Annotated in this window: 8 protein-coding genes; all 8 read right to left on the bottom strand. The window is 69.4% G+C overall.

Annotated features, from left to right (window positions below):
- Positions 1 to 12 precede the first annotated feature (12 nt).
- Positions 13 to 1,083, bottom strand: coding sequence for a class I SAM-dependent methyltransferase (locus E1218_RS17020; protein WP_132321212.1), 1,071 nt, complete (start codon positions 1,081 to 1,083; stop codon positions 13 to 15).
- 65 nt (positions 1,084 to 1,148) lie between these two features.
- Entirely contained in the window at positions 1,149 to 2,777 is a 1,629-nt protein-coding gene (locus E1218_RS17015) for a helix-turn-helix transcriptional regulator (RefSeq protein ID WP_132321210.1), read from the bottom strand.
- A gap of 98 nt (positions 2,778 to 2,875) precedes the next feature.
- A complete protein-coding gene (locus E1218_RS17010) occupies positions 2,876 to 5,767 on the bottom strand; it encodes a vitamin B12-dependent ribonucleotide reductase (protein WP_132321208.1) in 2,892 nt (963 codons plus the stop codon).
- A 92-nt stretch (positions 5,768 to 5,859) separates the two neighbouring features.
- The gene (gene nrdR, locus E1218_RS17005) at positions 5,860 to 6,354 is read right to left on the bottom strand and encodes a transcriptional regulator NrdR (protein ID WP_132321206.1); all 495 of its coding nucleotides are present in this window, start codon (positions 6,352 to 6,354) and stop codon (positions 5,860 to 5,862) included.
- Between the two features lie 279 nt (positions 6,355 to 6,633).
- Positions 6,634 to 8,319, bottom strand: a complete 1,686-nt coding sequence (locus tag E1218_RS17000; protein WP_132321204.1) for a dihydroxy-acid dehydratase — start codon at positions 8,317 to 8,319, stop codon at positions 6,634 to 6,636.
- Complete coding sequence (locus E1218_RS16995; RefSeq protein WP_132321202.1) at positions 8,316 to 9,200, bottom strand: dihydrodipicolinate synthase family protein; 885 nt, start codon at positions 9,198 to 9,200, stop codon at positions 8,316 to 8,318. The genes E1218_RS17000 and E1218_RS16995 overlap by 4 nt, the downstream gene beginning before the upstream one ends.
- On the bottom strand, positions 9,197 to 10,582 hold the full coding sequence (locus E1218_RS16990) for an NAD-dependent succinate-semialdehyde dehydrogenase (RefSeq protein WP_132321200.1): 1,386 nt from the start codon (positions 10,580 to 10,582) through the stop codon (positions 9,197 to 9,199). The genes E1218_RS16995 and E1218_RS16990 overlap by 4 nt, the downstream gene beginning before the upstream one ends.
- Entirely contained in the window at positions 10,582 to 12,297 is a 1,716-nt protein-coding gene (locus tag E1218_RS16985; RefSeq protein WP_132321198.1) for a GH39 family glycosyl hydrolase, read from the bottom strand. Before E1218_RS16985 ends, E1218_RS16990 begins: the two co-directional genes overlap by 1 nt.

Raw genomic sequence — 12,297 nt, 5'->3', positions numbered from 1 at the left:
GCTGGGGTGGGGCTACTTGCGGCAGATGTAGTAGGTGTTGAAAGGGTCGGGGTCTAGGTGGGTGGTACGGACATTGGTGAATCCGGCTTCGGTGAGTAGTTGGTGGGCCTTCTGTTCGCCCCAGACTGTGCCGAGGGCGTCGCCGTCGAGGGAGAGGGAGACGGTCATGCAGTGCATGGTGGAGACGCTGTAGAGGAAGGTGGCGAAGGGGTGGTCAAGGTTGTCCTCGAGGTTGCTGGAGGCCTGGATGTCGACCATCAGGAAAACGCCGCCGGGGCGGAGGGAGTCGGCGATGCCGGCGAGGACCTGGGACGGGTGGGCCTGGTCGTGGATCGCGTCGAAGGCGGTGACCAGGTCGAACCGCTGGTGCTCTCCCAGCGAGGCGGCGTCGCGGACGGCGAACTCCGCGTTCCGCAATCGCAGCGTGGCCGCTTCGGCCTGGCCGGCGGCGATGCCTTCGGCGGAGAAGTCGTAGCCGACGCACCGGCTCCGGGGATAGGCGGCGGCGATCAGGTTGATCGCGTGTCCGCTGCCGCAGCCGATGTCTGCGACCTCGATGCCCTCCTCCAACCGAGCCGGCAGCCCGGGGACCAGCGGCAGGATCTCATCGATCAGAGCGGCGTCGAAGAGGGCGCCGCTGTCTTCGGCCATCAGGCGGTGGAACTCGCCGAACTCCGAGTACGGGACTCCCCCGCCGCCCCGGAAGCACTCCGCCAACGACGACTCGACGCCGGCGAGCAGTGCGATGAACTGCATCGTTCCCGCGATGTTCTCCGGACCGGCGGCGCGGGTCAGGGAGGCGGCGTGCTCGCGCGGTAACCAGTACGTGCGGTCGCCGGCGTCGTACTCGACGATTCGGGCGACGGTCATGGCGCCGAGCCACTCGCGGACGTAGCGCTCCTGGAGGCCGGCAGCGCCGGCGATCTCGTGGCTGGTGGCGGGTGGCAGGTCGGCGAGGGTGTCGTACAGCCCGACCTGGTGGCCGATGCTCGTCAGCAACGCGAGTGTGCTGTGGTTCAGTACTTCGACCATCTGCTGGCCGAAGGCCTCGGCGCGGGTCGTGTCCAGCACTGTCTCGCTCATGGTGAGCTCCTCTCAACGCGAGCAGCGTCGCACCGCCGTCAGGCGCCGAGCATCGGTGAACTCGCCTATTCGCTCACCCGGGCGAGGTAGGCGGCGGCCTCGGTGCGGTTCCGGACGCCGAGCTTGGACAGGATGCTCGCGACGTGGTGCTCGACGGTACGGCGGCTGATGTAGAGCCGAGCCGCGATCTCGGGATTGGGCAGGCCTTCCGCGAGTACGGCGAGCACGTCACGTTCGCGCTTGGTCAGCAGACCGAGACCACGCGGGCCGACGCGGACCGCGGTCGCGCCGGCGGAGTGCAGCCAGGCGGCAGCGGCATCAGCATCGGCAGCGGCGCCCAGGTCCTCGAACACCGCGAGAGCGATCCGGGCCTCGGCGACCGCGGGTACTGGATCATCGGCGCACATCGCGTGCGCCAGCATCATCCGGGTTCGCGCGGCCTCGAGAGGCATCTCCAACAAGCCGAACCACGTCAGCGCCGCCGACAACCGGGCGACGGCCTCGCGACACTGCCCCTGCGCCGATAGCGCCCGCCCGCACAGCCGCGCCTCGCGGGCCGCGATCAGCCCGCTGTCGGTCGTCGTACCGAGGGCAGACAGCCGCTCCGCCTCGGCGACAGCACCGGCGACGTCACCCGCGGCCAGGCACGCAGACCCGAGCACTTCACGAAGACGTGCCTCCTCCAGCGGTGTGGTGTCGTCTAGTTGCCGGCGTACCAGAGACACGGCCATCGCCACTTCGCCCGCGGCCAGGTAGGCAGATGCGAGGACAGGCCGTACGACGGTGCGGTCCTCGAAACCGATCAGCAGCCGACGCGCCTCGTCAACCCGCCCCTGCCCGAGCCGGAGGTCCGCGAGGAAGGCAGCCGCCTCCGCCTGGACCGAAGGCGCCGCATTCCGCGCCAGCTCGGCTGCGGCGACCAGTTCGCCCTCGGCTCGTGGCCAGTCACCCGTCGCGGTGAGGACAGCGCCGTACGACGCTCGGCACGAGGCATGCAGGTACGGGCAGCCGTAGCGCTCGATGAAGTCGTCGAGTGAGCGCGTCCACTGCACGACCCGCAGGAAGTCGGCACCACGGACGCATGACCGCATCAGCAGACAGCTGGTCAACACGACGGTGTCGGGCCGCGCGCCCTCACCACCGAGGGCGCCGGCCAGAGCCTCGTCCAGCAGGGCGGTGCCCTTGATGACCTGGCCTAAATCCATCAGGGCCGAGCCCCACATGCTCAGTGCACACAGCTCGAGGTCCCGGTCCCCCACTTCGGCCCCGACGTCGGACGCCGCTTCGCACCAAGCGGCCGCCCTGGCCGCCTCGTCCGCGGCGCCGGCACGCGCCAACGACGCCCAGGCGGACACAACCGGGTCTCCGACCGACGCGGCCACCCGGTCCGCCCTGGCGGCCCACCCCTGCGCGGCAGCATGGTCGCCGAAGTTGGCGTCGCACAAGAAGCTGAGGCCAAGTGCGGCGAACACGGCCTCCACGGGGTCGGTGCGGCGGTACAGCGCGTAGGCGCGTTCCCAACACGAGAACGCCGACCGGGTGTCGCCGAGCCACCAGTGGGCATTGCCCAGCCCGGCGAGGCCCGCAGCAGTGTCCTTCACACCGTCGGACCCGAACGCCGCACGTGCCGCCCGCCAGTCCCCGTCGCCGAGCGCCTTCTCCCCGGCCGCGAGGAGACCGTCGATCTCCTCCACAGCTCGACGGTAGACGCGCTGCGGCCCCCGGGGAAAGTGGGAAGTTCCCGGGGGCCGTGGCGCTTTCAGCTAGCGAACCGACCGCAGTCGGCTGCCGGTCAGCTGCAGCCGGAGGTGCTGCCGCAGCCCTCGCAGACGTAGCAGGAGCCGCTCGGGCGCATCTTGGTGCCGCAGGTGAAGCACAGTGGGGCGTCGACCGACGTGCCGGTGATGAGCTCGAACATCTCGGCGGTGGTGCGGACCTCGGGGGTGTCGACCGGCTTCGCGGCCGCCGCCTCGGCCACGGCCGGCTTCTCCGGCGCGGGCTCGACGGACTTCAGCGACTCGGCCTCGGAGACCTCGACCGGGGCCGGCTCGTAGGAGCCGGTGTCGAGCTGCCGGGACCGCTCCTCCGCGGAGTAGATGCCCAGCGCGGCCCGCTCGTCGAACGGCAGGTAGTCCAGGGCCAGCCGGCGGAAGATGTAGTCCATGATCGACTGCGCCATCCGGACGTCCGGATCGTCGGTCAGACCGGCCGGCTCGAACTTCAGGTTCGTGAACTTCTGGACGTAGGTCTCCAGCGGTACGCCGTGCTGCAGCGCGACCGAGATCGCGATCGAGAAGGCGTCCATCACCCCGGCCAGGGTCGAACCCTGCTTGCCCATCTTCAGGAAGACCTCGCCCAGACCGTCGTCCGGGTAGGAGCCGGCGGTCATGTACCCCTCGGCGCCGCCGACCGAGAACGACGTGGTCCGCGACGGCCGCGACTTCGGCAGGCGCTTGCGGGTCGGCCGGTACTCGATCACCTTCTCGACGATCTTCTCGGCGACGGCCGGCTCGACCGACTGCGCGGCAGCCTTCTTCGCGGACTTCCCGTCGGCCAGCGGCTGGCCGACCTTGCAGTTGTCGCGGTAGACCGCAAGCGCCTTCAGACCGAGCTTCCAGCCCTGGAAGTAGACGTCGGCGATCTCCTCGACCGTCGCGGTCTCCGGCAGGTTCACCGTCTTCGAGATCGCGCCGGACAGGAACGGCTGCGCGGCCGCCATCATCCGCACGTGCCCCATCGGCTTGATTGCCCGCTCGCCCATCGCGGTGTCGAAGATCTCGTAGTGCTCCGGCTTCAGGCCGGGTGCGTCGACCACGTGACCGTGCTCGGCGATGTACTCGACGATCGCCTCGATCGTCTCCTCGGTGTAGTTGTACTGCCGCAGCGCCCGCGGCACCGTCTGGTTGACGATCTGCATCGAGCCGCCGCCGACCAGCTTCTTGAACTTGACCAGCGAGAAGTCCGGCTCGATGCCGGTGGTGTCGCAGTCCATCATGAAGCCGATGGTGCCGGTCGGCGCGAGCACCGAGGCCTGCGCGTTGCGCCAGCCGTTCTTCGCACCGATCTTCAGTACCGCGTCCCACGCCGCGGTGGCGTGCTTCTGGACGTCCTTGTCGATCTCGTGCATGGTGCGGATCGCGTCGTTGGCCGCCGCGTGCTTGCGCATCACCCGGGTGTGCGCGTCCTTGTTCCGCTCGAAGCCGTCGTACGGGCCGACGACGCCGGCCAGCTCGGCGGAGCGCTTGTACGACGTACCGGTCATCAGCGAGGTGATAGCGCCCGCCAGTGCGCGACCACCGTCGGAGTCGTATGCGTGTCCCGTTGCCATAAGCAACGCACCGAGGTTCGCGTAGCCGATGCCCAGCTGCCGGTACGCGCGGGTGGTGTCGCCGATCGCCTCGGTCGGGAAGTCGGCGAAGCAGATCGAGATGTCCATCGCGGTGATGATCAGCTCGACCGCCTTGACGAACTTCTCGGAGTCGAACAGGTCGTCGTCGCGGAGGAACTTCATCAGGTTCAGCGACGCCAGGTTGCAGGACGAGTTGTCCAGGTGCATGTACTCCGAGCACGGGTTGGACGCCGTGATCCGGCCCGTCTCCGGGGTCGTGTGCCAGTCGTTGATGGTGTCGTCGTACTGCAGCCCCGGGTCGGCGCAGGCCCACGCGGCCTGGGAGATCTTGTCGAACAGCTCCCGCGCGTCGACGGTCTCGATCACCGAGTTGTCCAGCCGCGCCCGCAGCCCGAACTCGCCCTTGTCCTCGACCGCGCGCATGAACTCGTCGGTGACCCGGACGGAGTTGTTCGCGTTCTGGTACTGCACCGAGGTGATGTCACGGCCGCCGAGGTCCATGTCGAAGCCCGCGTCGCGCAGGACGCGGATTTTCTCCTCCTCGCGCATCTTGGTCTCGACGAACTCCTCGATGTCCGGGTGGTCGACGTCGAGCACGACCATCTTGGCCGCCCGCCGGGTGGCACCGCCGGACTTGATCGTGCCGGCGGACGCGTCCGCGCCGCGCATGAACGAGACCGGGCCGGAGGCCGTGCCGCCGGAGGACTGCAGCAGTTCCTTGGACGAGCGGATCCGGGACAGGTTCAGGCCGGCGCCGGAGCCGCCCTTGAAGATCAGGCCCTCTTCCTTGTACCAGTTCAGGATCGAGTCCATCGAGTCGTCCACGGCGAGGATGAAGCAGGCCGACACCTGCTGCGGCGAGGACGTGCCGACGTTGAACCAGACCGGCGAGTTGAAGCTGAAGTACTGGTGCAGCAGCATCCAGGTGATCTCGTGCTCGAACACCTCCGCGTCGGCCGGGGTGGCGAAGTAGCCGTGCTCCTCACCGGCCTTGCGGTAGGTCTTGACCACCCGGTCGAGCAGCTGCCTGAGGCTCCACTCGCGGTTGTCGTGCCCGACCGCGCCGCGGAAGTACTTCGTCGTCACGATGGTGGACGCGTTCACGCTCCAGTAGTCGGGGAACTCGACCCCGCGCTGCTCGAAGACGGTCTCACCGGTCTTCCAGTTCTGCTGGACGACGTCGCGGCGCTCCCACGTCACCTCGTCGTACGGGTGTACTCCCTCGGTCGTGAAGATGCGCTCGATGGTGAGTCCCGTGGGCGCGTTCTTCCGCCCGCGGAACCCGGCCGCCGACCTCTTGGTCGACCCCGAGTGGCCGGTCACCGTCTCTGTCATGGTTGCTCCTCGCCCTGTGTCTGTACTGCCGCGGTCTGTCGGGACCGCCCCGTTGAGTACTGCGTAACGCCAGGTGTTGCAGGTTCCCCGATTTACGTCTGCTGGGTCGGCCTCAGCGGGCGCGGCTCGGTGCCTTCCGGCTCCTTCTCCGCCCGCAGCAGCGCGATCTCCGTCTCGAAGTCGTCCGCGGACTCGAACTGGCGGTAGACGCTCGCGAACCGCAGGTAGGCGACCTCGTCGAGCTCCCGCAGCGGCCCGAGGATCGCGAGTCCGACCTCGTGCGCGGGCACCTCCGGCGAGCCGCTCGCCTTGAGCGCGTCCTCGACCCGCTGGCCCAGCCGGGCCAGTGCGTCGACGTCCACCGGCCGGCCCTTGCAGGCCTTGCCGACTCCGTTGATGACCTTCTCCCGGCTGAACGGCTCGGTCGCGCCGGAGCGCTTCACCACCGTGAGCTGCATCTGCTCCACCGTGGTGAACCGCTTCTCGCAGACCGGGCACTGCCGGCGGCGGCGGATCGCTCCGCCGTCCTCGGCCACCCGGCTGTCCACGACCCGGGAGTCGGCGTGCCGGCAATACGGACAGTGCACGACGAATCACTCCTCCCGTGAGGCCGCCAGGAGGGCGACCTGTGGACCAGCTTGGGGACAACTTGTGTGTAACTGACCACTACCTGTGGAAAATTACACCCGTGTAACCACTACATCTAGGGATCCTAGATCGCTGCTCCGACAGTTTGCAAGAACGCCAAGTTGTCGGGCGCGTCCCGGACTCCTCACTGTGTTCCAACATCCGCGCGGCCCCGTGTAGTCCCGCGTGGCGCCATCGGAACGGGCTTGCGGAGGAGCAAACTACGGCGGCCCGGACGGTCAGGAGCCAGGCAGGCAGAAGTCGAAATCGCAGCCGCGATCCGCTCCCAGAACGTGGTCGCGGAACAACTTGCGGTAGCCGGTCACCGGCGGGGTCCCGGGCGCCGGCAGATCCGCCCGGCGCCGGTCCAGCTCCTCCGGCGGGACCAGCAGGTCCAGCCGGGCTTCGGATACGGAGAGCCGGATCCGGTCGCCGTTCCGGACGAGGGCCAAGGGGCCGCCGAGGGCCGCCTCCGGCGTCACGTGGAGCACGATCGTGCCGTACGCCGTACCACTCATGCGGGCGTCGGAGATGCGGACCATGTCGCGGACGCCGGCCCGCGCCAGCTTCGCCGGGATCGGCAGATAGCCCGCCTCGGGCATGCCGGCGCCCAGCGGTCCGGCGTTCTGCAGCACGAGTACGTCGTCCGGCCGCACGTCGAGCTCCGGATCGTCGACCCGGGCCGCGAGGTCCTCCAACGAGGTGAAGACGACTGCACGACCCGTGGTCTCGAACAGAGCGGGATCAGCTGCGGATCGCTTGATCAGCGCGCCGGACGGAGCCAGGGAGCCCCGCAGCCATACCAGTCCGCCCTTCTCGCGACTCGGTTCGCTGAGTGGTCGCACGACTTCCCGGTCCACCCAGCTAGGCCCCGCACCGAGCCGCTCGCCCAGCGTCTCGCCCGTCACTGTGAGGGCGGACAAGTCCAGGAGGTCCCTCAACTCGTGTAGTACGGCGGGTAGCCCGCCGGACGCATGGAGATCCTCCATGTAGTTCGCACCTGTCGGTTTGAGCTCCACCAGCACCGGTGTGGTCTCACTCAATTCGTTCAGCTCGTCCGGATCGACCGGCAACCCCAGCCGGCCGGCCATGGCAGTCAGGTGGATCAGTGCATTGGTCGACCCGCCAATGGCCAGAAGCACGCGCAGGGCGTTGCGGACCGACGCAGCGGTGACGATCTGGTCAGGGGTGCGCTCCGCGAGGGCGATCGACACGGCAGCCGCACCGGTTGCCTCACCGATGCGCAAGCGGTCCGCATGTACAGCAGGCGCGGCGGCGCTGTCGGGCAACGCCATGCCGAGAGCCTCCACGATGCAGGCCATCGTGGAGGCCGTACCCATCACCGCGCAGGTGCCCGCAGTGGTGGCCAGGTTGCGCTCCACCTGGCCGATCTCGGTCTCGGAAACCTCTCCGGCGCGATAGCGCGCCCAGAACCACCTGCAGTCGGTGCACGCGCCGAGCCGCTCGCCCTGATACCGGCCGGTCGACATCGGACCGGTGACGAGCTGGATCGCCGGGCGGCCGGCCGAGAACGCGCCCATCAGCTGGGCGGGCACGGTCTTGTCGCAACCGCCGACGAGGACGACGGCGTCCATCGGCTGGGCCCGGACGAGCTCCTCGACGTCCATCGCCATCAGGTTGCGGTAAACCATCGCGGTCGGCTCGAGGAAGCTCTCCCCCAGCGAGATGGTCGGGAACTCCATCGGCAGCCCGCCGGCCGCGACGATGCCGCGGGCCACCGACCGCACCAGCTCGGGTTGTTGCCGGTGACAAGGATTGAAGTCGCTGGTGGACGTGGCGATGCCGACCACGGGCCGGTCGAGCGACTCCGGTGACCGGCCGCTCGCGTGCAGGAACGCCCGCCGCAGGAAGCGGGAGAAGTCCCGGTCGCCGTAGCTGACCAGCCCGCGATAGATCCCGCTCATGACACACCCGGCGTCCGGCGGAGGTGCTCTTCGAGCAACCGCAGCATGCTCGCCGGCGGTACCGCGGCCGGCGGCCGCACCGCGTCGTACGCGATCAGGCCGCGAAGCACCAGGCTGCGTTTCCGCAGCCCGAGCGCGATCGCCGCCTGGAACTCGAAGTTGACCAGTGGAAGGTAGTCGCGCCAGACGTCGTGAGCCGCCTCGAACCCACCCTCCCTGAAGGCACCGACGCACGCCAGCAGACCTTCCGGAACGGAGAAGCCGGTCATCGCACCGGCCGCGCCAACGGCCAGTTCATCGAGCAGGCAAGTCCCGCCGAGGCCACCGAAGATCGGTACGTCGAGCCCGGCCGCCAGCTCGGCGACCGCCGGCGGGCTCGGCGAGGACTCGGACTTCACCGCGACAACAGCAGGCACCGTGCGTACGGCGGCCACCAGGTCGGCGGTGGCGATCCGGACGCCGCTGATCACCGGGTAGTCCTGGACGACCAGCGGACATTCGGTGCGGTCGGCAACGGCGTTCAGGTGCTTGCTCAGAGCATCAGGATCGACGGAGTTCACCTGCACCATGAGCCCGGCGAGCCGCGAGCCGACCACGGGCAGGACGTTCGCGGCCTCAGCGCAGACTTCCTCCAGTGCGAGTGTGCTGACGCCGACCACCAGGGGCAGCTCCCCCGAGCCGACCACCGTCTCGACGACAGTACGGCGCTCCGCCGGGGTGAGCCGGGCCGCTTCGCCGAACACCCCGAGCACGGTCAGCCCGGTCGCGCCGATCGATTCGTAGTGCCTGACCTGCCGGGACAGCGACTCGGCGTCGATCGCCGAACCGTCCGCCGTGAGCGGTGTCGCCAGCACACCCCACACCCCGGGATCCAACGTCATGGAGCTCCTTTCGTCGTCACCGCGGTAGCCACCGTGTACGCCTCCAGGCTCTCGGTGCCACCCTCTCTGCCGTACCCGGACAGCTTCACCCCGCCGAACGGCGAGGCCGCCGACGCCAGGGCCACCTCGTTGACACCGATCATGCCCGCTTCCAGCCCGGCGACCGCCACGTCGGCGCGTTGCAGGTCGGCGGTGAAGACGTACGCCGCCAAGCCGTACGGCACGGCGTTCGCCTGCGCGATGCCGTCCTCGAGTCCGTCGAACGGCAGGATCGGCATGATCGGCCCGAACGGCTCGTCCCGGAGGACCGCGGCGTCGGCCGGGAGGTCGGTCAGCACGGTCGGCGGATAGAAGAACCCGGGGCCGTCGGGCTTCACTCCCCCGCAGTGAACCTTCGCCCGGCTGCTGTGGACCAACTCAGCGACCGCCTCCCGCCGGCGGGCGTTCGCCAGCGGGCCGATCTCCAGCCCGTCGACGCGCTCGATCACCGCGGCGACGAAGTCGTCCACCATCGACCGCTGCACGAAGATCCGGCTCGGCGAGATGCAGACCTGGCCGGCGTTGCGGAACTTCGCCCGGACCACCGCGTCCGCGGTCCGGCCGAGCTGCTCGTCGGACAGGTCGTCGAACACCAGCACAGGCGCGTGACCGCCGAGCTCGAGCGTCAACGGCTGCAGCCGCTCCGCCGACAACCGCACCAGCGTCTGCCCGACCGGAACCGAGCCGGTCAGCGTGACCTTCGCGATCGCGCCGGAGCCGATGAGCCGCTCACTGACCCGCGGCGGGTCCCCCGTGACCAGGTTGACCACGCCGTCGGGCACACCTGCGTCCGCCAACGCCCGGACGAGCCCGGCCGCGGTCCGCGGCGCCTCGATCGCCGGGCAGACGATGATGCTGCAGCCGTACGCGACCGCCGGCGCGAGCTTGCGGGCGGGCAGTGACGCCGGGAAGTTCCAGGCGGTGAAGGCGGCGACCGGTCCGATCGGCCGCCGCTCGACCCAGGCCCGGTGGCCCGGTCCCGTGGGCAGCAACCGCCCGTAGGACCGGACCGCCTCACCGGCGAACCAGCTCAAGTACTCCGCCGACTGCCTGACCTCCGCCTCGGCCTCGGCGACCGGTTTGCCTTGCTCTTCGGTCAGCACGGCGGCGATGGCCGACGACCGCTCGATCAGGAGCCGGCCGGCCCGGTCGAGGACCTCGGCTCTGTCGGCGGGCGGCGTACGACGCCAGACCTCGAAACCGGCCGCGGCCGCGGCGAGGGCGTCGTCCAGGTCGGCGTCCGAGGCGTTCGGGACCTGGGCGACGAGCTGCTCGGTCGCCGGGTCGAGTACGTCGATCGTCCGGCCGTCCGAGGCCTCCCGCCAGGCGCCGCCGATGAACATCAGGCCACCTTGGTCAGAACGACGAGACTCAGCGACGGGAGCGGCAGGTCGAGCTCCAGACCCGCGACTCCGTCGACGGTGAGCTCGGCGTCGTCCGCGAAGCGCTCGAGCCCTTGCCGGGCGGTGATGGCGGCCAGCTGTTCCGGGGTCGGGTCCTGTGGTGCGCCCAGGTCCTGCCAGACGGTGTGGCTGTTGCTGTGGCTGCGGTCGATCCGGAAGTGCTCCACGGTCCAGTCACCGGAGTCGAGTCCGTTGACCGCCAGCTCGACCCGGGTCGTGTCCGGGTCCTCGGCGTACTGGTCGTCCGTGTGGCGCCAGATCAGGATCGCCACGCTACCGTCGGCGGAACTGCGGCTCGCGATCACGTCCACCTCCTCGGGCAATCCGTTGCCCAGGGCACTGATGTCGGAGATGTCCGTGGATTGGTCGGACGTGGCGGCCACCCGGCGGTCGCGGAGGTGGGCGAAGGCCCGGTAGGCGTTCATGAGCGGCTTCTCGATGCCGGACGCGGTGACGAAGCTGCGGGTGCCCTCGAAGTAGCGCTCGCCCTCCATCGAGAAGCTCCAGGTCGTTGCCTCGTGCACCTTCGCGGTGTGCTGCTCGTTGAGGTCCAGCACCTTCTTCATCAGCTTGGCCTGGAAGACCGGGTAGTACTCGTTGTTGCGGTACGCGAAGTTCGCGTTGTCGTAGATCCCCCAGTGCGCGGGGACGGACGCGTCGCACTCGTCGACGATCACCGGCGCGCCCGTGTACTGCGGGAACCGCTCGATGACGGCGAGCGCACGGTCGATCTCGCGGAGCATCTTCGGCGTGGACGGCGACTGCCGCTCCGGCGCCGGCGCACCGATCGGGCCGTACGTGCGCCAGGGCGTGAAGTGCGATCCCTTGGTGTGGAAGGAGACGAAGTCGACCGGCAGGTCCCGATCGGAGCAGGCCTGCAGGAAGCCGTGCAGGAAGACCGCGCCCTGGTCACCTCCGGTCACCGCCGGGCCGCCGACGTGAGCGGCTGGGTAGACGTCGCGGATCGCCTTGACCGTCACGTCGTACAGGTCGTGGAACTGCTCCGGCGTACCGCGCCAGTAGGAGATGTCCGGCTCGTTCCACAGCTCCCACAGCCAGTGCTGGACCTCGTCGGCTCCATAGCGCTCGAGTGCGTGCTCGACGAGCGCGCCGACCAGACCGGCCCACTTGCCGTAGTCCTTGGGCGGATACGACCACCAGCCGGCCTCGTACGCGCTGTACTGACTAGGGCTGTTCTCGAAGGGGAACTCGGTCTTCGCCTCGTCCGGGACCAGGGCCAGCGGGGTGAAGGCGAGCTCGACGAGCGGATGGTGGCCGGCACCGACGATCGCGTCGTACGTCAGGTCGGCGATGATGAAGTCGTAGTACGGCTTGCCGTCCGCGTCCTCGTGGTAGACGTTGCCGCTCCCCCAGTGCGGCAGGCCGAGGCCCGTGCCGCTGTTGAAGATGTTGTGCGGCCGGACGTGGTACGGCGTCTCCGCGAAGCCACCGATGGTCCGCAGGGTGCGGCGGCCCTGGGGCGTGTAGGTCCAGTTGATCTCGTCGTATCCGAGGCTGGCCCACGGCCGCTCGAGACCGCCGGCATCGGCCGACGCGTCGACGGTGACGTGAGCGCAGCGCAGCGCAGTGGCGTCGGGGTCCGAGGGAGCGTACGGGAGGCGCTGGACGTCGCTGGGAGAGGCGTTCTGGGTCAT

The organism is Kribbella turkmenica (assembly GCF_004348725.1).
Classification (GTDB): domain Bacteria; phylum Actinomycetota; class Actinomycetes; order Propionibacteriales; family Kribbellaceae; genus Kribbella; species Kribbella turkmenica.
Note: the sequence above shows the minus strand (reverse complement) of the source record. Positions and strands in the feature narration are given on the sequence as shown.

Bases quoted from the DNA above. Each gene is read 5' to 3' on its own strand.
- E1218_RS17020 (WP_132321212.1), bottom strand. From the start codon at position 1,083: ATGAGCGAGACAGTGCTGGACACGACCCGCGCCGAGGCCTTCGGCCAG.
- E1218_RS17010 (WP_132321208.1), bottom strand. From the start codon at position 5,767: ATGACAGAGACGGTGACCGGCCACTCGGGGTCGACCAAGAGGTCGGCG.
- E1218_RS17000 (WP_132321204.1), bottom strand. From the start codon at position 8,319: ATGAGCGGGATCTATCGCGGGCTGGTCAGCTACGGCGACCGGGACTTC.
- E1218_RS16995 (WP_132321202.1), bottom strand. From the start codon at position 9,200: ATGACGTTGGATCCCGGGGTGTGGGGTGTGCTGGCGACACCGCTCACG.
- E1218_RS16990 (WP_132321200.1), bottom strand. From the start codon at position 10,582: ATGTTCATCGGCGGCGCCTGGCGGGAGGCCTCGGACGGCCGGACGATC.
- E1218_RS16985 (WP_132321198.1), bottom strand. From the start codon at position 12,297: ATGACCCAGAACGCCTCTCCCAGCGACGTCCAGCGCCTCCCGTACGCT.